The organism is Agrobacterium sp. ST15.16.055, from assembly GCF_027956555.1.
Taxonomy (GTDB): Bacteria; Pseudomonadota; Alphaproteobacteria; order Rhizobiales; family Rhizobiaceae; genus Agrobacterium; species Agrobacterium salinitolerans.
The window spans coordinates 56102-76576 of record NZ_JAQKGN010000002.1 but is presented as its reverse complement, the minus strand read 5'-3'; the positions used below and the strand labels follow the sequence as shown (position 1 = coordinate 76576).

Below are 20475 nucleotides of genomic sequence, written 5' to 3'. Positions count from 1 at the left end.
TTTCCGTCTCTGCCGAACGCAGTGTTCGGTCCGCTGGGGTGGCATTTGCAACCTCTGCGGTCTATATGGCGATCATCTTACTCGGTTTTTCGAAAGAATTCGCCATGAATGCCATTGTTTCGATACGGAATCTGACAAAATCCTACGCAAACGGCTTTCAGGCGCTCAAAGGTGTCAGCCTCGATATCAAACAGGGGGAAATCCTCGCTCTTCTCGGTCCGAACGGTGCTGGCAAGACGACATTGATCTCGATTGTCTGCGGTCTCGTCAATCCGGGTGAAGGTTCGGTGCTTGTCGGCGGGCACGATGTGGTGAAGGATTTTCGCCAGACCCGCGCCCTGATCGGCCTCGTGCCGCAGGAGCTGACCACAGACCAGTTCGAGACGGTGTGGAACACCGTCAGCTTCTCGCGCGGCCTGCACGGGCAGAAGAAGAACCCGGAGCTGATCGAGCGTATCCTGAAATCCTTGTCGCTCTGGAACAAGAAGGACAATATGTTGCGGGAGCTTTCCGGCGGTATGAAACGGCGCGTGCTGATCGCCAAGGCGCTGGCGCATGAGCCGAAGGTTCTGTTCCTTGACGAGCCGACGGCCGGTGTGGATGTGGCGCTGCGCCGCGACATGTGGAATGTGGTTTCCGAGCTGCGCGCCAAAGGCGTCACCATCATCCTCACCACACATTACATCGAAGAGGCGGAAGAAATCGCCGACCGGGTGGGCGTCATCAATGGCGGCGAATTGCTGCTGGTGGAAGAAAAGACGGCGCTGATGAAAAAGCTCGGCCGCAAGCAGCTTTTCCTGGAGCTTGCCCAGCCCGTGGAGCAATTGCCTGACAGTCTTGCGCCCTTCGGTCTGACGCTTTCCGATGACCGCTCCACCATCACCTATGAAATCGAGGATAATGGCGAGCAGGTCCGCATCGCGGATGTTCTGAATGCCCTTTTCGCCGCCAACATCCATTTCAGGGATATTTCCACGCGGCAGAGTTCGCTTGAGGATATTTTCGTTTCGCTGGTGGGAGGCCAGAAATGAATTTCGAAGCCATCAAGGCCATCTATCTGTTCGAAATGGCGCGCACGCGTCGCACCCTGCTGCAAAGCGTGGTCTCGCCCGTCATTTCCACCTCCCTTTATTTCATCGTCTTCGGAACCGCGATCGGTTCGCGGATTCAGGAAGTTGGCGGAGTTTCCTATGGCGCCTTCATAACGCCCGGTCTCATCATGCTGACGTTGCTGACGCAATGTATCGGCAACGGGTCCTTCGGCATTTATTTCCCGAAATTCACCGGCACGGTCTATGAGATATTGTCCGCGCCCGTATCGATGACGGAAATTGTCGCCGGCTATGTCGGGGCGGCGGCGACCAAGGGCTTGATGATCGGGACGATCATTCTGATAACAGCCACCTTCTTCGTGGATATCACGATTGCTCATCCGTTCATGATGGTGCTGTTCTTCGTGCTGACGGCTGTCAGTTTCAGCCTGTTCGGCTTCATCATCGGCATCTGGGCGACGAATTTCGAGCAGCTGAACCTTATTCCCATGCTGGTGGTGCCGCCTTTGACTTTCCTTGGCGGCAGCTTCTATTCCATCGACATGCTGCCGCCCTTCTGGCAGACGGTCAGCCATTTCAATCCGGTGCTTTATCTCATCAGCGGTTTCCGCTGGAGTTTTTATGAGATCGCCGACGTCAATCCCGCCATCAGCCTTGCGATGATCACGCTGTTTCTGGCGCTGTGCCTCGGTGTTGTTAGCTGGATCTTCAAGACGGGGTATAGGCTGCGCAACTGACGGCTCAATCGTTAGAGATAGCGGAAAGCTTCCCCTCACACGCTACGTCATCCTCGGGCTTGTCCCGAGGATCTGCAACCGATTGATTTTATTGGACGTGATTAGATCCTCGGGACAAGCCCGAGGATGACGGAGGAGAGGCTTTAGCAAGCCCCTTTACGACATAATCAACCCACCGTCGACATTGATCGTCTGGCCGGTGATATAGGCCGCATCGTCCGACGCCAGAAATGCCACCAGTGCGGCCACTTCGGCGGGGGTTCCGGCGCGGCGCATGGGGATGTTGCGCACCCATTCGGCCATCAGCTCGCCGGGCTTGTAGTCGCCCAGCATCCGGCCCCAGACGCGGTCGTTATAGTCCCACATTTCGGTGTGGATGATGCCGGGGCAGATGGCGTTGACGGTAATGCCCTCAGGCGCGAGCTCCTTGGCAAGACTTTGCGTCAGGCCCACAACGCCGAATTTTGAGGCGGCATAATGCGGTGTATAGATGAATCCCTGACGCGCCTGACCCGAGGCGGTGTTGACGAGGCGGCCTTTGGTGCCGCTTGCGCGGAAGCGGCGGATCGCTTCCTGGCAGCAGAGGAACGCGCCCTTGGTGTTGACGTCAAGATTGAAGTCCCACTGTTCCTGCGTCAGCTCTTCGATTTTCGAAATGGTGATGACGCCGGCATTCTGGACGGAAATGGAAAGCGGGCCGATCGCCTCTTCGGCGGCGCCATAGGCCTCGCGCACCGCTGCCGCGTCGCGCACATCGAGGATGACGCCATGGGTAACGGTGCCGGTTTCGTCCGCCAGTTTTCTGGCGGCGTCATGCGTGTCCTTGTCGACTGAGGCGATGGCGACTTTTGCGCCTTCATCGGCAAAACGGCGGGCTATGCCGTAACCGATGCCCTTGTTGCCTCCGGTCACGAATACGGATTGACCTTCAAAGCGCCTCATGTCTCCTCCTTTATGGGAACTTGGCTATGTTTCCTGACCGACCAGTCGTTCGGCAGTGAATTTGTCGGTGACGAGCACATCGATCACACCGGTTCTGAGCGCCCCGGCAATGGCCTCTGTCTTCTTCGAGCCGCCGGCGAGCGCAATGACACGGTCGACATTCGAGAGGTTTTCCAGCGGCAGGCCGATGACCCGGTCATCGAGCGGCGTCTTTACCGGTTTGCCTTGCCTGTCGAAGAATCGTAGAGATATGTCGCCCACGGCGCCTGCCTGGGCGAGATCGGCCAGTTCCTTGGCGGAAAAGATGTTGCCGGAGCGGGCGAGAAGTTCCGATGGCTCCACCGCGCCGACGCCGACGATGGCGAGAGTGATGGACCCGAAGAGATCGATGGTTTCGCGCACGAAGGGGTCTGCGAGCATCAGAAGCTTGGCTTCCCGCGAAGTGGCGACGCCGGGTACTGGCAGCAGCTTTGGTTCGGCCTCCGTCAGCCGCGCCAGCCGGGTGGTGATCTGGGTCGCGTGCGTCTGGACCGAGGGATCGCCCATGCCGCCCAGCGTCTGGACGATATAACGCGCCTTGGCGCCTTTAAGCGGGTGGATGTTTTCCACCATCTTGAAGATCGTCTGGCTCCAGCTGGAAACGCCGATGATCTCGTTCTGCGACAGCGTCACCTCGAGAAAGTGCGCGGCCGCTTCACCGATGCGGGCCATGATGGCGCCATCACGGTCCTCGCTGCAATCGACAACGATGGCCTCCGGCAGGTCGAAACGTTCGCGCAGCTGCGCCTCCAGATCGCTATAGGTGCCGGGTGGGGGAATGATGCTGGTGCGGACGATGCCTTCCGCCTCCGCACGCTTCAGCATGCGCGAGACGGTGGCTTGGGAAAGGTTGAGATGCTGGGCGATTTCCGCCTGACGTTTATGCTCGCTGAAATACATCTGCGCCACGCGGGAAATCATTCGAAGTTCGTTTAGCCTGCCCATAAGCCCTCCAGGGTGAATTTTTATTCACCATTACCCGAGGTTACAGGCAAGGTCGAGCGGGCAATCGCATCGCGCCAGATGCCAAGCCGCTGCCGGTTTTCGCCGTTTGCCGGCGTGATCGTGTTGCCTTGGCTGGCAAGGGCGGCGATGGCCGTAAGATCGCTCCAGAAACCGAGGGCGAGGCCGGCGAGATAGGCCGCACCCAGCGCGGAGGCTTCCGGCGCATCGCGCTGGATGACCGGGTGTTCCAGCATATTGGCGACGCACTGCATCAGGAAACGGTTCTGGCTCGGCCCGCCATCCACGAACAGCCGTCCAAAGCCCGAAGGCGATTGCGCGCGCATGGCGGCGAATACGTCGTGGACCTGAAAGGCGATGGAATCGGTGACGGCGCGGGCCATCTGGGCGCGGGTAGTGCTGAAATTGATCTGAGAGAAAAGCCCACGTGCATTCGTATCCCAATAGGGCGCACCGAGACCCACGAAGGCCGGCACGAAACCGGGGCCGTTTGGCTCGGCAGTGGCGGCAAGCTCGACAAGGGCCGCGACATCGGGCAGGCCGAGGATATCCGTCATCCAGGGCAGGGAGGCGGCCGAGACGAGAATATTGCCTTCGAAGGCGAAGGTTGGTTTGCCGCCCAGCCGCCATGCGACGGTCGTCGTGATGCCGCGTTCGGGCGCGATGAAATGCGGAAGCGTCGTCATGACGGAGGAACCGGTGCCGAAGGTCACCTTGCCGTCGCCGGGGTTAAACGCGCCATGGCCGAAGAGGGCGGCGTGGCTGTCACCGATGGCGGCGAGGATCGGCGTACCGTCCTTGATGCCGGGAACGCCTGATGTGACGCCAAAGTCGCCGCTGCTGTCGCGCAGGTCTGGCAGTGTGTTGATGTCGATGCCAAAGAGCTCGCAAAGCTCCTCGCTCCAGACCTGGCGGTTGAGATCGAGCACCTGGCTGCGGGCGGCGTTGGAGGCATCGCAGGCATGGACCTTGCCGCCTGTGAAGCGATGGATGAGCCAGCTATCGATGGTGCCGAGGCGGAGCTGGCGGCCTTGCGGCGCGCGCTCCAGCAGCCAGCGCATTTTTGCGCCCGGAAACATCGGGTCAATCGGCAGGCCGGTCAGCGCCATCACACGCTTGGAATGGCCCTTTTCGATCAGTTCGGCGCAGTCCTGCGCCGTGCGGCGGCATTGCCAGCTGAGCACTGGTCCGAGCGGCTCACCGGTTTCGCCGTCCCAGATGGTCACGGATTCGCGCTGGTTGGAAATGGCGATGGCTACGACATCGACGCCAGAGTGTGCGGCGGCAAGGCAGGCGGAGATCGCTTCACAGACCGACGCCCAGATGCGCTGCGGTTCCTGTTCCACCCAGCCGGGCTGCGGATAGGTGATGCCGACGGGCGATGAGCCGCGCGCCAGCAATTCGCCGGTTTCTGAAACAAGAATGGCCTTGGAATTGGTGGTGCCCTGATCGATGGACAAAATAGCGCGCATGATGGGTCTTTCGTCGGCAGTTTTTCGTTTCTGCCTTGCGGCGATTCAACGACGATATTGCAGAAAGGGCGTCGCCGCGCATCCGAAGACACGCGACGACTCTGGGAGGAGACCTTATTTTCTCTTGATCAGCGCTTCAGCGGCATCGGCAATGGCGCACGGTGCCATGCCGAATTCATCGAGCAGCCATTCGGCTGAACCGGTATGGGCGAAGACGCCGGGAACGCCGAGACGCTTCATCGGCACCGGTGCATGATCGACCACGACTTCGGCGACGGCTGAACCGAGGCCGCCGAAGATCGAATGTTCCTCGGCCGTCAGGATCGCGCCGGTTTCCTTTGCTGCTGCTACGATGGCCGCCTCATCGATGGGACGCACCGTTGCCATGTTCAGTACGCGCACCTTGACACCGCGGCTGGCCAAAATGTCGGCGGCCTTGACGATACGGTGCGTCAGCGTGCCGTTGGCAATCAGCGTCAGGTCGGAACCCTCGCGCAACAGGTTGGCGCGGCCGAGTTCGAAGACGTGACCTTCCGGCAGCAGGTCCGGCACGCCGACACGCGACAGGCGCAGGAAGCAGGGGCCGGCATAGTCCGCCGCCCATTTGACGGCGGCTGCCGTTTCGATACGGTCGCAGGGGGCGATTACCGGCAGGTTCGGCAGAACGCGGGTCCAGGCGAAGTCCTCGATGGAATGATGCGTCGGGCCGAGTTCGCCATAGGCCATGCCGGAGGAGATGCCGACCAGCTTCACATTGGCGTTCGAATAGGCAAGGTCCGCCTTGATTTGCTCCAGCGCGCGGCCGGTGAGGAAGCAGGATGCGCCGCAGACGAAGGGCAGCTGGCCGCCATTGGCGAGGCCGGCGCCAACGCCGACCATGTTCTGTTCAGCAATGCCGACATTGACGAGGCGCTCGGGGAATTTCGACTTGAAGCCGCCGAGCTTCGAAGAGCCGACCGAATCGTTGCAAACGGCGACGACCTTGTCATTGTTGGTAGCCAGCGCTTCCAGTGTCTCGGCGAAAGCGTCGCGGCAGTCATAAAGCTTGGCGGCGGTTACGGGCGCGTTCATCACAATGTCTCCGAAAGTTCTTTGACGGCGATTTCATATTGTTCCCTGCTCGGAACCTTATGGTGCCAGTCGACGCGGTCCTGCATGAAGGAAATGCCGTGACCCTTGTTGGTGTGGGCGACGATGCAATGCGGGCGGTCGCCGCGATGCTCCAGCGCCGGCACGACGTCCGCCATGGCGTTGCCGTTGATTTCGCTCACTTCCCAGCCGAAAGCCTCGAGCTTCGGGCGGAGCGGCGCGACATCATTGGTTTCCGAGAGCGCCGCACCCTGCTGGAAGCGGTTGTGGTCGACGATCAGCGTCAGATTGTTCAGGCCGAACTGCGCTGCGGACATGATGGCTTCCCAGTTGGAGCCTTCCTGCATCTCGCCGTCGCCGGTCATGACATAGGTGTGATAGTCCGCACCGGAAAGCTTGGCCGCCTTGGCCATGCCGACGGCAACAGGCAATCCATGGCCGAGCGGGCCGGTATTGGTTTCCACACCCGGCACCTTGTTGCAGTTCGGATGGCCGTTGAGGCGCGAATTCGGCTGCAGGAAGGTCGAGATTTCCTCTTCCGGAATGAAGCCGCGCTTGGCCAGTGTCACATAAAGCGCACAGGCCGTATGGCCCTTGGAAAGCACGAAACGGTCGCGGGTAGGGTTCTTCGGATCATCCGGCCAGATGCGCAGGACGCGGAAATAAAGGGCTGTCATGATGTCGATAGCCGACATTTCGCCGCCGACATGGCCCGCACCCGCTTCAAAAACAGCCTGTACGTCGCGAAGGCGAATCTGGCGCGCAATGCGCTCTAGCTCCTGGGGCTGCATGGAATCCTCTTCAAAACATGCGTGTGAATATTTATACAGATGTTTATATAATTGCAGAGATGGCGTTTCTGTCAAGCCGGAATTGTGGATTGTCTTGTTTCGGTCGAGCCGTTCTGTTCCGGTGTCGCAGAATTTTTCTTACGGAAGGATATTCGCGGCGTCCTCATCCCCGTATTTGTAACAGGGATTCCGCCAGCCGAAGTCCTGGGGTCGAAAGGACTCCTTCCGCCGCGTAGACGCGCGTCGGCTGGTTTCCTGTGACAGGCACAGGAATGAGGATAGGAACGTAAGTCGACCGCCTTGCCATCCTCCGCAGGGTCCCTTCTGCCATTAACGCCCTATTGACAAGCTTCGCGGAACTGGCTTATGCATGTTTCACCGGTCATGAATAATTATTCTAATCGGTTTAAAAAGTGCAAGGCAGTCACCGGGAGGAGCCATGTCCGCGATTGAACGCAACGAGGGGGTCACGCATACCAGGAGCCCGCTTGCCTGGCTGAGCGGCGCGACCGGACCTCTTTTGGGCCTGCTGCTGCTCTGCGTGTTTCTGACCTTCGCCAGCGAGAATTTCCTCTCGCTCAGAAATGGTCTCAACATTCTCGACCAGATCACCGTTCTCGGCATCATGGCCGTTGGCATGACCTTCGTGATCCTGCTCGGCGGCATCGATCTGTCCGTCGGCTCGGTGCTGGCGCTGTCGATGATGATCATGGGCTGGACGGCCAATGTCGCGGGCATGCCCATGGGCATGGCCATCGTGCTGGCGCTGATCGCCTCTGCCGCCTGCGGCCTTGTTGTCGGTATTCTGGTTACGGCCTTTCGGGTGCCTGCGTTCATTGCCACGCTGGCCATGATGTCTGTGGCGCGCGGTCTCGCCAACATGATCACGGACGGACAGCAGATCGTCGGGTTTCCCGACTGGTTCATGATGCTGGCGATTGAGCGCCATTTCGGCGTGCTGACCGCGACCGTGCTGCTGATGCTGGTCGTGGTGCTGGTTTCCTGGGCTTTCCTGCGTTTCCGCTCCGAGGGCCGTACCGTCTATGCGGTGGGCGGTAATCCGGAAGTGGCGCGTCTTGCCGGCATCAACGTGCCGCTAGTGACGATCTGCGTTTATGTCGCCTGCGCGGTTCTTGCCGGTCTTGCCGGCATCGTTCTTGCCGCACGTCTCGACTCGGTTCAGCCCTCCAGCGGCTTCGGTTACGAGCTGGATACGATTGCGGCCGTTGTCATCGGTGGAACCTCGCTTTCGGGCGGTGCGGGCGGCATCGGCGGAACGCTGATCGGCGTGCTGATCATCGGCGTGCTGCGCAACGGCCTCAACCTGCTCAACGTCTCTCCCTTTCTCCAGCAGGTCATCATCGGTGTGGTCATCGTGCTGGCCGTGGGTGCTGAAACATTGCGTCGCCGCAGAAGCTGAATTTGCCTGCGGACGGTGCTGAGCCGTCCGCGCAATAAACGACCCTCCCGGCATGGGAGGCGTGAAAAAACGGCCGGAGGGGAGGAGGTTCGATCTGCCCGAAGGTCAAAAATCAACAAATGGAGGAATAATCATGAAATTTTCACGCATTCTGCTGACATCCGCCGCACTTCTCGCCCTATCGCTCGGCTCTGCCAATGCCGCAGAAGTCAAGAAGATCGGCCTTGCCGTCGCCAATCTGCAGGCGAACTTCTTCAACCAGATCAAGCAGGCCGTCGAAGCCGAAGCCAAGACGCGCGGCATTGCCGTCGTTACCGTCGACGCCAAGGGCGACGGCCCGACGCAGGTCAACCAGATCCAGGATCTGCTGACCCAGAATATCGATGCGCTGATCTATATCCCGGCCGGTGCCGCCGCCGCGACCGTTCCGGTGAAGCTTGCCAAAGCCGCCGGCGTTCCGGTCATCAATATCGACCGCAATGCCGATGGCGCGCCGGGCGATACCTTCCTCGCCACCGATTCCGTCGCTTCCGCCAAGGCGGTTTGCGATTACATCATCAAGCAGGCTGGCGGTTCGGGCAAGATGGTCATCATTCACGGCCAGAAGGGCACGACACCGGAAGTCGACCGCACCAAGGGCTGCATGGAATCGGTAAATGCCAATTCCGGCGTGAAAATCGTTGCCGAACAGTGGTCCAACATGTGGAGCCAGGACGAAGGCTTCCAGATCATGCAGAACATGCTGCAGGCCAATCCTGATGTCTCGATCGTCTTTGCGCAGGCGGACGGTCTGGCGCTCGGCGCGGCACAGGCGATCAAGGTCGCCAACCCTTCGCAGAAGATCGTCGTCGGTGGCTTCGATGGTGACACGGCCGCGCTTGAGGCGCTGAAGAACGGCGTGTTCGACGTGACCGCGACACAGCAGACCCAGAAGATGGGCCGCATGGCTGTCGACATGGCGGTCAAGATCGTCGGCGGCGAGAAGGTTCCGGCGGTGCAGCTCTCCGATGCGACGCTGACCACCAAGGAAAATGTCGAAGGCTTCATCGCCAACCATCCCTGATCCCTATGCCCCGCGCGTCCGACTGGATGCGCGGGGCATTCATTGGTTTGTCTTTACGCAATTTCGGACACGGAGCCGTGGTGTATCGCCACTGCGATTATGTCCTGGGAGGTCCCGTCATGCGCGAGCCGGTTCTTTCGCTCCGTGGCATCAGCAAACGTTACGGTCCGCTCGAGGTTCTGAAAGCGGTCGATCTCGACGTCTATCCGGGCGAGGTGGTCGCGTTGCTGGGTGAAAACGGTGCGGGCAAGTCCACGCTGTCCGGCATCATCGCCGGTTCGCGTGAGCCGTCCGAGGGCAAGATGACGTGGCTCGGTGAGCCCTTTGCGCCGTCGTCGCCACGCGAGGCGATCGACAAGGGTGTCGTCCTCATTCATCAGGAATTGAAGCTTCTGCCGGAGCTTTCCATCGCCGAAAACGTCTTCATTGGCCGCTGGCCGATGAAAAACGGGGTTGTCGACCGCGCCGAGATGGTGCGCAGAGCCCAGCAGCAGCTGGCGCGCCTCAACCTCCACATTCCCGCAACCCGCAAGGTGGCGGGTCTCTCGACCGCGAACCAGCAACTGATCGAAATCGCCAAGGCGCTGGCGCTGGATGCTAAACTCCTGATCCTCGACGAGCCGACGGCCGCACTTGGCGGTGCGGAAACGCAGGCGCTGTTCGAGCAGGTGCGCAAGCTGCGCGCCGAGGGCGTGGGCATCATCTATATTTCCCACCGCATGGAAGAGATCAAACAGATTACCGACCGTATCGTCGTGTTGCGCGACGGCGAGCGGGTGCATGAATTTGCCGACAGCGCGACGCCGGTGCGCACCATTGTTGAAAGCATGGTCGGCCGCTCGCTGGAACGCCTGTTCCCGGCGCTGCCGGAGCCGCAGGACAAGACGGTGCTGGAAGTGAAACGGTTGACTGGCGCGGACAATGCTTTCCGCGACATCAGCTTCAGCGTCCGCGCCGGTGAAATCCTTGGTATTGCCGGTTTGATCGGCGCGGGACGCACCGAGTTGGTGCGGGCCATTTCCGGTGCCGATCCGACTTTTGCAGGTGAGGTCCTGCTTGACGGAAAGGTGCTGACGCTGAAAAGCCCGGCAGACGCTATCGCCAAGGGCATCGTCATGGTGCCGGAAGACCGCAAGTTGCAGGGGCTGGTGGTGGAGCACGAGATCGGTGAAAACCTGATCTATGCCAATCTCGACCGTGTCGGCACCGGCTGGATCACGCCGCGCATCAAGCGCGCCTTTACAAAAGAGGCCATCGCCAGATTTGGGGTCAAGGGCCGTAGCGAACAGCCTGCCTCCGATCTTTCCGGTGGCAACCAGCAGAAGGTGGTCATCGCCAAATGGCTTGCCCGAAATCCGCGCGTGGTGGTGCTGGACGAGCCGACGCGCGGCATCGATGTCGGCGCGCGCGCGGGAATCTACGATATCATTGTCGGTCTGGCGAAAGACGGCGTGGCCGTCATCGTCGTCAGCTCCGATCTGGAAGAGGTGCTGGGCGTTTCGAACCGCATTCTCGTGCTCGCGCAGGGAAAACAGGCCGGCATCCTCAACCGCGACGAAGCAAACGATGTCTCGGTCATGGAACTGGCGACGATCTGAAGAAGGAAATAAAAATGTCCACCATCACCCTCAACGCGCCGAAATTGTTCGATCTTTCCGGTCAGGTGGCGCTTGTCACCGGCGCCGGCTCGGGCATCGGCCAGCGTATTGCCATGGGGCTTGCCCAGTCGGGCGCCAATGTCGCGCTGCTCGATCGCCGTACCGATGACGGTCTGGCGCAGACGGCTGATTTTATCGCCAAGGCCGGGCGCAAGTCGATCCAGATTGCTGCCGATGTCACCAGCAAGCAGGCGCTGACTGAAGCGGTTGCCCGCACGGAGGCAGAACTCGGCGCACTTTCGCTCGCCGTCAATGCGGCCGGCATCGCCAATGCCAATCCGGCCGAGGAGATGGAAGAAAGCCAGTTCCAGACGATGATGGATATCAACCTGAAGGGCGTTTTCCTCTCCTGCCAGGCGGAAGCCAATGCCATGCTGAAAAACGGCCGCGGCGCAATTGTCAACATTGCCTCCATGTCGGGCGTCATCGTCAATCGCGGGCTGATGCAGTGCCATTACAATGCCTCGAAGGCAGGCGTCATCCACATGTCGAAATCCATGGCGATGGAGTGGGTGGGGCGCGGCATCCGCGTCAACACCATCTCGCCGGGCTACACGGCGACGCCGATGAACACGCGGCCGGAAATGGTGCACCAGACCAAGCTGTTCGAAGAGCAAACGCCAATGCAGCGCATGGCGGGCGTGGATGAGATGGTCGGTCCGGCGATCTTCCTGCTGTCAGATGCGGCTAGTTTCGTGACGGGCGTGGATCTGCTGGTGGATGGCGGTTTCTGCTGCTGGTAGGGTTTTCGACGCGGAAGTATTGAGCTTCCTGGTCTGATAAACATGGACGTCAGTGCCAACCGACGGTTCACCACACTCCACGTCATCCTCGGGTCAAGCCCGAGGATGACGGAGCTGGGAGGTTTCAGCACTTCAGTTACCCATTTCACGCCCGGCTTGCGCCGGGCGTTTTCGTACCCACAACACGAGCAGCAGCTCACGCAACCTGCTTCTGCGCCACTTCCTCGACAACCTCGCCCTTGAGGTAAGCGACAAGGTCCTTGATGGTCACGACGAGCAGGCCGTGGCGTTCGGCGAAAACCTTGAGCTGGGGCAGGCGGGCCATCGTTCCGTCGTCATTGGCGACTTCGCAGATGGTGCCGGAGGGGTATTTTCCGGCGAGGCGGCAGAGGTCCACGGCGGCTTCGGTATGACCGGTGCGGCCAAGGACGCCCTGAGGGTTGGCACGCAGCGGGAAGATGTGGCCGGGACGGGCGAAATCTTCCGGGCGCGATTCCTCGGAGACCAGCGCGCGAACAGTCTTTGCCCGGTCGGCGGCGGAAATGCCGGTCGTGGTGCCTGGAATATAGTCCACCGAGACGGTGAAGGCCGTCTTGAGGGATTCGGTATTGCGCGACACCATCAGCGGAATGTCGAGCGCATCGAGACGCTCGCCCGGCATGGCGACGCAGATCAACCCGCGCGCATGGTTCATCATGAAGGCGATCTGTTGTGGGGTGATGCTGTCGGAGGCGGCGATGATATCGCCTTCATTTTCGCGGTCTTCGTCGTCAACGACAATCACCATCTCGCCACGGGAAATGGCTTCGATGGCGTCTTCAATTCTAGCAATGGTCATTTTCTTTCAAGCCTTTCAAGGGTTATGCCGTTTTGCGGCATTTTCGCGCTTAGAGAAGCGCCAAATATCCCTTGGGCGAACAATGCAATGCGAAGCCCGCTCACGCGCGTGCGTCCTATGCCTTGTCCTCTTCCATCCGGACTATACCGTCGGCTCCGGCCTCTCACCGGATCTGCTGACCTTCCGGCTTTGGAGACCGGAAGCGCTCGCGGGCTCCGGGAAAAATCCCGATACCGCCGGTGGGGAATTGCACCCCGCCCTGAGAACGGAACCAATATAATTTATCCAATGGGTAGGAATCAAGGGGCGATGGTTCGTCGAACAAGAATCGCGCAGAAAGAAATCTCTCGGAAAATGGTTCCTGCGAGCATTTTATTTCAGCGTGGTTCAGGTCGAGTTCCTGCCCAATATTTCCGTCGAAACAGGCCCGATATTGGTGTAAAAAATCGTTGCCCGCCATTTGAATTGTTATATTTATATTGTTGATTTTGATGTTTGTGATTTTTATATTTCATTTATTAAAAGTAAATATAATTTATATTTAAAAGGATTGTTGCATGTCAGCAACGCAGCAAATATCCGAAAGTCCGCAATTGCTCGCCGCGGTGGTCGCGGCGTCCACTGCTTTTACACTGTGGATACTCGGACAGTTTGTAGCGGTGGGGGTAGGATTCTGGAAAAAGTCCCGAGAAAAAGAGAAATTTATTCGGTCTCTCTATGCTGAGATCGACTTTAATACAGCCGATATGGCGATCTTCCTTGCCGCGCCTATTTCCTATGTGACTTTCAGGGAGCGTATCATGGAAAACAAAGATTTCGTTCCGCACATTACAGATGCACGACACACCCATTTCTATCTGAAGAATATCGATTCAATATCGGCCACTGGAAGAGAGTATATTGGCGATGTCGTCTATTTCTATGGTGTTCTGGATAAAATTCGCGCCAAGATAGATGGAATATACCGGAAGAGTTTCACCAATATTTCACTCGAGGGTCGAGAAAGCGCCATTCGCAGCCTCTACGAACACGCGGAAGAGGCAAAGAAAACCGGCGAGAATCTTTTGCAGACGATGGAACGAAAATACAGGGGATACAAATTAAAGCGAAAAATCCGTTCGCCGGGAATCTCAAAAAAACAAAAAGCGCCGAAACCATAGTTCGACGCTTCGCTTCTTACAGTGGAAGCACGCTTAGATCAAAGTAGGATAGGATCTGGACCGATCATGTTGAGAACTCCCGCGTTGAATATGTAATCTTGTCTCATGATCAGTGTGGCATGTCAATAATTTGCCGAAGTGACAAAATTTGCGAGTAAGCCGCCGGTTTCAGCGGGTCAGTGTCGGCCAACCTTTTCCTCGTTACTTCACATATATTGTGATGAAAGCGTTTGATCGCAAGATAAGAGCCTTCTCCGAGAGAAGCTTACCGATCCCGCAAACGCAATTCATCGGTCTGCATCTGCAGTGAGCCGAGCGTCGACAAGAAGCTCATGCCGAGCAGGCTCTGGCCCAATTGGCCATCCTGCGCGACGAGGGCGGGGATGTTGCGTCTGGCTATGGGGCCGATGCCGATTTCGGAGAGCGTAACGGGGGCAGCCGCCGTGCGGCCATTCGCGGTCATGACAGGTACGGTATAGCGGAGGTTTGTGGTGTCGATGCCGATTGCTGCCGCATCCGCATTGGCGAGGACCACCGAGCTCGCGCCGGTATCGACCAGCATATGGATCGTCTTGCCCTCGACGGTGACATTCGCCTCGAAATGGCCGCTCATCGATTTATGCAACACGATCTCCTGTTCACCGCCTGATGTCGTCACCACCACGGCACGACCGGGCATCAGGCCGCCGAGCAGCCGGTCGCCGAAGGATTGCAGATCGTAGCGATAGAGATAGAGCGAGACGAGGCCGAGAATGATGACGAGCCAGACAGCGAGCTGGCGGATGACGGTACTGAGGCTGCCGCGTCTTCCCGCCAGAATGCCGGCGGATAACAGGCCGGCAATCGGCAGAAGATAAAGCACGTGGGCGAATTGATCATTGTCGATACCGAGCGTTCGGCCGCCGTCGTGATTGATGAGAAGCAGGCCAAGGCCGACGGCCAGCAGAAGGAGAACGATGGTCAGCCTGTTCATGCGGTATGTGTCTCCTTGGCGGTCTTGGGCAGGTTTGCCAGTCTTTGCGGCAGCAACATCATGATATCGCGCCTCTTCTCGTCGCTATATCCCGCCCAGCCGCCGATTTCATCCAGCGTACGGCCGCAGCCGATGCAGAGGCTCACGGTTTCATCGAGGCGGCAGATATGAATGCAGGGTGTTTCCATGATGATTTATATCAGGCCGTCACGCTGCAAGGGCAAGGGCGACGAGAATCACGATCTCCGTGATCTGCTGGCAGGCGCCGATGGTGTCGCCGGTATGGCCGCCGATCTTGCTGTCGCAGAGCCTGCCGAAAAACGCCGCCGCCAGAAAGGCTGCCGCCAGCACAAGGGCAATCGACAGAAGAGGCAGGGCGTGCAGCGTGAAGAGTGTGAAAAGCAGCAGCCCGATCACCAGCGCAATGTTGCGCTCGTTTGTTCCCGGCTGGCCGGCGCCGGCAGCGATGCCGGAGGTTTTGGCAGCGGGCAGGGACTGCCAGTGCCACACCATCGGGGCGCGGCTGAGGACGAGTGCGGCAATCAGGCAGGCGGCGGCGGTTTTTCCCGGCAGGGTCTCGACCAGCGATGCGAGTGCCGTGGCGCGCAGCGCGAAGGACAGGACCATGGCGATGGTGCCATAGCTGCCAATGCGGCTGTCTTTCATGATCTCAAGGGTGCGGGCCTTGTCCTTGCCGCTGCCGAAACCGTCAGCCGTGTCGGCCAGCCCGTCCTCATGCAATGCGCCTGTGATGAGCGCTGTCAGGCCGATGGCAAGCCAGCCCGTGAGCTGCGGTGACGCGTCGAAACCGGCGAAAACCACCACCAGGAAAGCGGCGGGCAGGGCGATCAGCAGGCCGGCGGCTGGAAAGGCGCGGGCAGTGCGACGCATCGACACGCCGTCGGTATTGTCGAAAAACCGTGAGGGAACCGGCAGGCGGCTGAGAAAGGCAACGGAATGCATGACATCTGTTATAAAATCCCCGGCCTTCATGCTCTCTCCGTTGCAGTCGCTGCATTTCCGGTTGTTCCGCGGCGCATCCGCGATTATGAGAGGCGCAACAAAGACCGATTTGCCGGAAAACACAAGTTCCGGACGCATGAGCCGATGCGAAAGCCAACCCGGCGATGAGAGAGACAGATATCATGAGCATGAGCGGATTGCCCTTCGACGATTTTCGCGCGCTGCTGCGCGAGCTTCCCGGCCCGGATACCCATGCGCTTGTGGCGGCCAAGGAGCGCAATGCGCAGCTGACCAAGCCTGCCGGTTCGCTCGGGCGTCTCGAAGAAATCGCCATGTGGCTGGCCGCGTGGTCGGGCCGTTCGCCCGCCGTCACCCGTCCGCTGGTGGCGATTTTCGCCGGCAATCATGGCGTGACCCGGCACGGCGTTACGCCCTATCCGACATCCGTCACCCAGCAGATGGTGGAGAATTTTGCGGCAGGCGGTGCGGCAATCAACCAGATCTGCGTTGCAAACGATCTTGGCCTGAAGATTTTCGATCTGGCGCTGGATTATCCGACCGGCGACATTACCTGCGAACCGGCGCTTTCGGAGCGCGACTGTGCCGCCACCATGGCCTTCGGCATGGAAGCGATTGCCGGCGGCACCGATCTTCTCTGCGTCGGTGAAATGGGCATTGGCAACACCACGATTGCGGCTGCGATCAATCTTGCGCTTTATGGCGGCACAGCGGAAGAATGGACCGGTCCCGGCACCGGCTCGGAAGGCGAGGTCATGGCCCGCAAGATCGCCGCCGTGAAGGCCGCGGTGGAGTTCCACAAGGACCACCTGTCCGATCCGCTGGAAATCATGCGCCGTCTCGGCGGGCGTGAGATTGCGGCGATTGCCGGTGCGATCCTTGCGGCGCGCGTGCAGCGCATCCCCGTCCTGATCGACGGCTATGTGGCGACGGCTGCTGCCGCTCTCCTCAAGGCTGCCAATCCTTCGGCGCTCGACCATTGCCTGATCGGCCATGTCTCGGGCGAGCCCGGCCATCTGGCCGCCGTCGAAAAGCTCGGCAAGACGCCGCTGCTGGCGCTTGGTATGCGTCTCGGTGAAGGCACGGGGGCAGCGCTTGCCGCCGGTATCGTCAAGGCCGCCGCCGCCTGCCATTCCGGCATGGCGACGTTCGAAGCGGCGGGTGTGGACACCCGTATCAGCTCCCGCACCGACCACTGAGGCCGAAGATGGACGCGACGCCGCAAAGCCCGAAACCGGAACCCGTCTTTCGCAAGGAAAAAGGCTGGCGGCATCTTTTTGCCGCCGCGCGTTATTCCGTGCAGGGGCTTGGCCGTCTGTGGCAGGAGGCAGCGTTTCGCCATGAGGTTCTCGCCTTCGGCGTCGGGCTTGCCCTGCTTCTTGCGGTCGGCTCACCCTTTGCGCATCTTCTTGTTTTCACGGTGCTGATGCTGCTGCTGTTTTCGGTGGAGGCGTTGAATACGGCGATCGAGGAGCTGGTGGACCGCATTTCGCCGGAAATCTCCTCCGTTGGACGGCATGCCAAGGACCTTGGCTCCTTTGCCGTCTTCTGCCTGTTGATGGCGAACGGATTTTTCGTGCTGTATTCGCTGGTGACGACGCTGTTCTTCTAATGTCTCTTCAGCCTTATGCGAAGGACCGGCGGCGCGGCTGGATGGCGTGGGTTTCTTCCACGGCCGGCAGGCTCTGCAACACACGTTTTGCCGGCAGGATGGCGATCCCTTCGGTGCCTTCGCGCAACTTCGATTTCAGGATGAACTGGCCATCATGCTTGGCGAGGATGGCCTGGACGATGGGCAGGCCAAGGCCGGTTCCCTGTTCCGCGCTCTTGATCGCAATCGATCCTTGACCGAAGGCGGACAGCACCACCGGAATTTCATCTTCGGGAATGCCGGGGCCGTTATCCCTGATCGAAACATATTGCCCGCCGCCCGCCGTCCAGCCGGCCTTCACCAGAATCTCGCCGCCCTGCGGGGTGAATTTCACCGCATTGGAGAGCAGGTTGAGAATGACCTGACGGATGGATTTCTCGTCGGCCCAGACCTGCGGCAGGCTGCTTTCGAACTGCTGGGAAATCCGGATATTCTTGGCGCGGGCGCGCAGCTGGATCATGCCGATGCAGTCCTCGGCGATTTCCAGCATGGAGATGGACTCTTCGTTGAGATCGTAACGGCCGGCCTCTATGCGCGACAGGTCGAGGATTTCGTTGATGAGGTCTAGCAGATGCTGGCCGGAGCGGTGGATATCGCCGGAATATTCCTTGTAGAGCGGATTGTTGAGCGGACCGAGCACCTCTGAAGACATGACCTCGGAGAAGCCGAGAATGGCGTTGAGCGGGGTTCTGAGCTCATGCGACATGGAGGCGAGAAAGCGCGATTTCGCCAGATTGGCTTCTTCCGCACGTCGTCGCGCCTCGTCGGACATCGAATTGGCGACTTCGAGTTCGGCGATCAGGTCGTCTTTCTCCGTCTGAGATGACAGGAGCTTGATGCTGGTCTGGTAAAGCCGGCTGGTGATGCGATGACAGAAGAGGATGGCCATGCCGAACATCAGCGCGAGACCGACATCGAAAGGATTGCGCGAGATTGCCGAAGTCATGCAGAGAGCCGCAAGCACCGGCAAAAAGGTCATGAAGGTCGCCCGCCGCAGCATGAAATTGGCCATGGCGGTGAGCGAAAGCGCGATCAGCAGCGTCGAGCCCTTGAAGAAAAGGACGAGCGTCGGGTCGTTGCGAACCGGTTCGGTCAGCGCAAACATCGCCCAGGCGCAGCCGATGAGGATCTGCATGCCGAGGAAGAGGCTTTTCCAGCGCTTAAGATTGTCGGCCGTGATTTCCTGTTTTGCCGCACGCTTGGCCAAGAGTAGAGAGAAAGCGTGGAAGCTCAGCGCCATCAACGACCAGATGATCAGACTGATGTCGCGGGTGATGTAAAGGCCGATGATGGAGGCGAGCACGATGAAAAGCGGCATGATCATCGCGCCCTGCAGGGTTTCGGCGATGTGCATGGTCAGCATTTCGCGTTCATAGGCGTCGCTTGCGCCGGCCCCTTGTTGCAGGCGTTCACGCGTCGTCTTCACCGTGTCGAAAACCGCCTTGTTGCGGTGTTTTTTCGACCGGTCGACGATGATCTTGTCGGTGGACGTGCTGACGCTTTTACTCATTGTTACAACGCAGGGTGACATGAACCCTTGCAGACTACGCGCAAAATCTTAAGAAGATGCTGCTGGGAAAGGATTTGTTTGCCATTTCTGACAAGGGTTTGTTGTTACATGAGACGAAATGGAGGCAAGAGCAGGCGTTTTTCTGCATTTCGCGATGGCGGACTTTTTGTCGCCACGGTTTTTCTCGGCATTCTGATTGCCGCCAAGCTCGACCAGATCAACAGCGAGACCTATAACGGCCGCTTCTTCGTGATCGACGGCGATACGCTCTCGATGGGTGAGGAACGTTTCCGGCTGCTTGGCATCGATGCGCCCGAGCTTGCGCAGACATGCCTGCGTGGCAGCGAAAGCTGGCCGTGCGGCGAGGAGGCGCGTCGTGTCCTGCAAAGGCTGGCCGGGGTGGCCGACTTTTACTGTTCCGGCAGTTCCAGGGACAGTTACGGGCGGCGGCTGGTTTATTGTTCCGCCGGCGGCAGGGATGTCTCGTCGGAAATGGTGTCGGCGGGTTTTGCCGTCGCATCCGGTTATTTCCAGTTCTCCAGCGAGCAGGCGGCGGCGCGCAGGCGGGAACGCGGAATCTGGGCGGGAGAATTCGAAAAACCGTCGCAATGGCGGCGGGAGCATCGCGGCGCGGATCTGGAAACGCCGCCGTGGGGTTTTCTCACAATTGTCCGTCATCTTCTGGGGTGGGATCATGGTTGAGCTGGTGCCGGTGCGTGATGACGGGCTGGACGGATTACGCGGCGAAATCGCGCGCTGTCGGCTCTGTCGCGACAAGCCGCTCAAGGGAATGACCGATCGCCTGCCGCACGAACCCAGGCCGGTGGTCGTCATGTCGACCAAGGCGCGCATCCTGATTGCAGGGCAGGCGCCGGGGCTTCGCGTACATGAAACAGGGCTGCCGTTCAACGACGCCTCGGGCGACAGGCTGCGCCTGTGGCTGAACGTCGATCGGCAGACGTTCTACGATCCGGATCGTTTCGCCATCGTGCCCATGGGCTTTTGTTTTCCCGGTTATGACGAGAAGGGCAGCGACCTGCCGCCCCGGCGCGAATGTGCGCCGCAATGGCGTGAGCGGGTAATGGCGGCGATGCCGCAGGTTGAGCTGATCCTCGCTGTCGGCCAATATGCGCAGGCGTTTCACCTGGGGGAAAGGCGGCGCAAGACCATGACGGAAACGGTGCAGGACTGGCGCAGCTATCTCCACGCGAATTCCGGTCCCGGAATTCTTCCCTTGCCGCATCCAAGCTGGCGCAATACCGGCTGGCTGAAGAAGAACCCGTGGTTCACGTCGGAACTGCTGCCAGTTCTGCGGCAATATGTGGAAATGCGGCTTTAGTGAAACAATTTTCTGTTTTTTTGCGAAAATTAGTGTATTGAAAGGAAATTAATT

General features: G+C 59.5%; 21 protein-coding genes and 1 riboswitch. Of the genes, 11 read left to right on the top strand and 10 right to left on the bottom strand.

The window, feature by feature from the left end; genetic code table 11:
* Positions 1–104: 104 nt before the first annotated feature.
* Together PL599_RS03385 and PL599_RS03380 are read left to right on the top strand one after the other, a co-directional pair.
* A complete protein-coding gene (locus tag PL599_RS03385) occupies positions 105–1031 on the top strand; it encodes an ABC transporter ATP-binding protein (protein ID WP_077983844.1) in 927 nt (308 codons plus the stop codon).
* Positions 1028–1789, top strand: a complete 762-nt coding sequence (locus PL599_RS03380) for an ABC transporter permease (RefSeq protein ID WP_077983822.1) — start codon at positions 1028–1030, stop codon at positions 1787–1789. Before PL599_RS03385 ends, PL599_RS03380 begins: the two co-directional genes overlap by 4 nt.
* A 156-nt stretch (positions 1790–1945) precedes the next feature.
* On the opposite strand, the gene PL599_RS03375 is transcribed toward PL599_RS03380, so the two are convergent.
* The 5 genes from PL599_RS03375 to PL599_RS03355 form a co-directional block, all read right to left on the bottom strand.
* On the bottom strand, positions 1946–2731 hold the full coding sequence (locus PL599_RS03375) for an SDR family oxidoreductase (protein ID WP_142911485.1): 786 nt from the start codon (positions 2729–2731) through the stop codon (positions 1946–1948).
* A 24-nt stretch (positions 2732–2755) separates the two neighbouring features.
* The gene (locus PL599_RS03370) at positions 2756–3715 is read right to left on the bottom strand and encodes a sugar-binding transcriptional regulator (protein WP_162520294.1); all 960 of its coding nucleotides are present in this window, start codon (positions 3713–3715) and stop codon (positions 2756–2758) included.
* Between the two features lie 20 nt (positions 3716–3735).
* Positions 3736–5205, bottom strand: a complete 1470-nt coding sequence (locus PL599_RS03365; protein ID WP_269825050.1) for an FGGY family carbohydrate kinase — start codon at positions 5203–5205, stop codon at positions 3736–3738.
* 114 nt (positions 5206–5319) lie between these two features.
* Complete coding sequence (locus tag PL599_RS03360) at positions 5320–6276, bottom strand: transketolase family protein (protein WP_269825051.1); 957 nt, start codon at positions 6274–6276, stop codon at positions 5320–5322.
* Positions 6276–7085: a transketolase gene (locus PL599_RS03355; RefSeq protein ID WP_137410625.1), complete on the bottom strand. Its 810-nt coding sequence runs from the start codon at positions 7083–7085 to the stop codon at positions 6276–6278. The genes PL599_RS03360 and PL599_RS03355 overlap by 1 nt, the downstream gene beginning before the upstream one ends.
* 439 nt (positions 7086–7524) lie before the next feature.
* Between PL599_RS03355 and PL599_RS03350 the strand changes: the two genes are divergently transcribed.
* The 4 genes from PL599_RS03350 (at position 7525) to PL599_RS03335 (ending at position 11969) form a co-directional block, all read left to right on the top strand.
* Positions 7525–8505, top strand: coding sequence for an ABC transporter permease (locus tag PL599_RS03350; RefSeq protein WP_269825052.1), 981 nt, complete (start codon positions 7525–7527; stop codon positions 8503–8505).
* 133 nt (positions 8506–8638) lie between these two features.
* Positions 8639–9568, top strand: coding sequence for a sugar ABC transporter substrate-binding protein (locus tag PL599_RS03345; RefSeq protein ID WP_173989411.1), 930 nt, complete (start codon positions 8639–8641; stop codon positions 9566–9568).
* Positions 9569–9687: 119 nt separating this feature from the next.
* On the top strand, positions 9688–11166 hold the full coding sequence (locus tag PL599_RS03340; RefSeq protein ID WP_142911483.1) for a sugar ABC transporter ATP-binding protein: 1479 nt from the start codon (positions 9688–9690) through the stop codon (positions 11164–11166).
* 14 nt (positions 11167–11180) lie between these two features.
* Positions 11181–11969: an SDR family oxidoreductase gene (locus PL599_RS03335; protein ID WP_065115987.1), complete on the top strand. Its 789-nt coding sequence runs from the start codon at positions 11181–11183 to the stop codon at positions 11967–11969.
* A 196-nt stretch (positions 11970–12165) separates the two neighbouring features.
* Here PL599_RS03335 and ribB read toward each other — a convergent pair whose 3' ends face one another.
* Positions 12166–12807, bottom strand: a complete 642-nt coding sequence (gene ribB, locus PL599_RS03330; RefSeq protein ID WP_077983812.1) for a 3,4-dihydroxy-2-butanone-4-phosphate synthase — start codon at positions 12805–12807, stop codon at positions 12166–12168.
* A 120-nt stretch (positions 12808–12927) separates the two neighbouring features.
* Positions 12928–13078, bottom strand: a riboswitch (FMN riboswitch).
* A gap of 286 nt (positions 13079–13364) precedes the next feature.
* On the opposite strand from ribB, the gene PL599_RS03325 reads away from it, so the two are divergent.
* Positions 13365–13967 carry a hypothetical protein gene (locus tag PL599_RS03325; RefSeq protein ID WP_137410624.1) on the top strand — a complete coding sequence of 201 codons (603 nt, stop codon included), beginning with the start codon at positions 13365–13367 and terminating at the stop codon, positions 13965–13967.
* A 265-nt stretch (positions 13968–14232) separates the two neighbouring features.
* Here the strand turns inward: PL599_RS03325 and PL599_RS03320 are convergent, their stop codons facing one another.
* From PL599_RS03320 to PL599_RS03310, 3 genes are read right to left on the bottom strand one after another with little or no spacing between them, the layout of a single operon-like run.
* Positions 14233–14940, bottom strand: a complete 708-nt coding sequence (locus tag PL599_RS03320; protein ID WP_077983810.1) for a TIGR02281 family clan AA aspartic protease — start codon at positions 14938–14940, stop codon at positions 14233–14235.
* Positions 14937–15128: a DUF1289 domain-containing protein gene (locus tag PL599_RS03315; protein WP_077983809.1), complete on the bottom strand. Its 192-nt coding sequence runs from the start codon at positions 15126–15128 to the stop codon at positions 14937–14939. Before PL599_RS03315 ends, PL599_RS03320 begins: the two co-directional genes overlap by 4 nt.
* A 19-nt stretch (positions 15129–15147) precedes the next feature.
* On the bottom strand, positions 15148–15933 hold the full coding sequence (locus PL599_RS03310) for an adenosylcobinamide-GDP ribazoletransferase (RefSeq protein ID WP_321186475.1): 786 nt from the start codon (positions 15931–15933) through the stop codon (positions 15148–15150).
* A gap of 152 nt (positions 15934–16085) precedes the next feature.
* Between PL599_RS03310 and cobT the strand changes: the two genes are divergently transcribed.
* Both cobT and PL599_RS03300 read left to right on the top strand, forming a co-directional pair.
* Entirely contained in the window at positions 16086–17120 is a 1035-nt protein-coding gene (gene cobT / locus PL599_RS03305) for a nicotinate-nucleotide--dimethylbenzimidazole phosphoribosyltransferase (RefSeq protein ID WP_173989400.1), read from the top strand.
* A gap of 8 nt (positions 17121–17128) precedes the next feature.
* The gene (locus PL599_RS03300; protein WP_080790424.1) at positions 17129–17533 is read left to right on the top strand and encodes a diacylglycerol kinase; all 405 of its coding nucleotides are present in this window, start codon (positions 17129–17131) and stop codon (positions 17531–17533) included.
* 13 nt (positions 17534–17546) lie between these two features.
* On the opposite strand, the gene pdhS2 is transcribed toward PL599_RS03300, so the two are convergent.
* Positions 17547–19082 (bottom strand): two-component system sensor histidine kinase PdhS2, encoded by a 1536-nt coding sequence (pdhS2, locus tag PL599_RS03295; protein ID WP_077983806.1) that lies wholly within the window; start codon positions 19080–19082, stop codon positions 17547–17549.
* A gap of 108 nt (positions 19083–19190) precedes the next feature.
* Between pdhS2 and PL599_RS03290 the strand changes: the two genes are divergently transcribed.
* Entirely contained in the window at positions 19191–19784 is a 594-nt protein-coding gene (locus PL599_RS03290; protein ID WP_269825053.1) for a thermonuclease family protein, read from the top strand.
* The gene (locus PL599_RS03285) at positions 19777–20421 is read left to right on the top strand and encodes a uracil-DNA glycosylase family protein (protein ID WP_269825054.1); all 645 of its coding nucleotides are present in this window, start codon (positions 19777–19779) and stop codon (positions 20419–20421) included. The genes PL599_RS03290 and PL599_RS03285 overlap by 8 nt, the downstream gene beginning before the upstream one ends.
* Positions 20422–20475 lie beyond the last annotated feature (54 nt).

What these genes read in the sequence shown, in the direction of transcription:
- PL599_RS03285 (WP_269825054.1), top strand. Translation starts at nt 19,777, where the DNA reads ATGGTTGAGCTGGTGCCGGTGCGTGATGACGGGCTGGACGGATTACGC.
- PL599_RS03310 (WP_321186475.1), bottom strand. Translation starts at nt 15,933, where the DNA reads ATGAAGGCCGGGGATTTTATAACAGATGTCATGCATTCCGTTGCCTTT.
- PL599_RS03365 (WP_269825050.1), bottom strand. Translation starts at nt 5,205, where the DNA reads ATGCGCGCTATTTTGTCCATCGATCAGGGCACCACCAATTCCAAGGCC.
- PL599_RS03315 (WP_077983809.1), bottom strand. Translation starts at nt 15,128, where the DNA reads ATGGAAACACCCTGCATTCATATCTGCCGCCTCGATGAAACCGTGAGC.
- PL599_RS03370 (WP_162520294.1), bottom strand. Translation starts at nt 3,715, where the DNA reads ATGGGCAGGCTAAACGAACTTCGAATGATTTCCCGCGTGGCGCAGATG.
- pdhS2 (WP_077983806.1), bottom strand. Translation starts at nt 19,082, where the DNA reads ATGAGTAAAAGCGTCAGCACGTCCACCGACAAGATCATCGTCGACCGG.
- PL599_RS03300 (WP_080790424.1), top strand. Translation starts at nt 17,129, where the DNA reads ATGGACGCGACGCCGCAAAGCCCGAAACCGGAACCCGTCTTTCGCAAG.
- PL599_RS03340 (WP_142911483.1), top strand. Translation starts at nt 9,688, where the DNA reads ATGCGCGAGCCGGTTCTTTCGCTCCGTGGCATCAGCAAACGTTACGGT.
- PL599_RS03355 (WP_137410625.1), bottom strand. Translation starts at nt 7,085, where the DNA reads ATGCAGCCCCAGGAGCTAGAGCGCATTGCGCGCCAGATTCGCCTTCGC.
- PL599_RS03345 (WP_173989411.1), top strand. Translation starts at nt 8,639, where the DNA reads ATGAAATTTTCACGCATTCTGCTGACATCCGCCGCACTTCTCGCCCTA.
- PL599_RS03380 (WP_077983822.1), top strand. Translation starts at nt 1,028, where the DNA reads ATGAATTTCGAAGCCATCAAGGCCATCTATCTGTTCGAAATGGCGCGC.
- PL599_RS03385 (WP_077983844.1), top strand. Translation starts at nt 105, where the DNA reads ATGAATGCCATTGTTTCGATACGGAATCTGACAAAATCCTACGCAAAC.
- PL599_RS03375 (WP_142911485.1), bottom strand. Translation starts at nt 2,731, where the DNA reads ATGAGGCGCTTTGAAGGTCAATCCGTATTCGTGACCGGAGGCAACAAG.
- PL599_RS03335 (WP_065115987.1), top strand. Translation starts at nt 11,181, where the DNA reads ATGTCCACCATCACCCTCAACGCGCCGAAATTGTTCGATCTTTCCGGT.
- PL599_RS03360 (WP_269825051.1), bottom strand. Translation starts at nt 6,276, where the DNA reads ATGAACGCGCCCGTAACCGCCGCCAAGCTTTATGACTGCCGCGACGCT.
- PL599_RS03350 (WP_269825052.1), top strand. Translation starts at nt 7,525, where the DNA reads ATGTCCGCGATTGAACGCAACGAGGGGGTCACGCATACCAGGAGCCCG.
- PL599_RS03320 (WP_077983810.1), bottom strand. Translation starts at nt 14,940, where the DNA reads ATGAACAGGCTGACCATCGTTCTCCTTCTGCTGGCCGTCGGCCTTGGC.
- PL599_RS03325 (WP_137410624.1), top strand. Translation starts at nt 13,365, where the DNA reads ATGTCAGCAACGCAGCAAATATCCGAAAGTCCGCAATTGCTCGCCGCG.
- ribB (WP_077983812.1), bottom strand. Translation starts at nt 12,807, where the DNA reads ATGACCATTGCTAGAATTGAAGACGCCATCGAAGCCATTTCCCGTGGC.
- PL599_RS03290 (WP_269825053.1), top strand. Translation starts at nt 19,191, where the DNA reads ATGAGACGAAATGGAGGCAAGAGCAGGCGTTTTTCTGCATTTCGCGAT.
- cobT (WP_173989400.1), top strand. Translation starts at nt 16,086, where the DNA reads ATGAGCATGAGCGGATTGCCCTTCGACGATTTTCGCGCGCTGCTGCGC.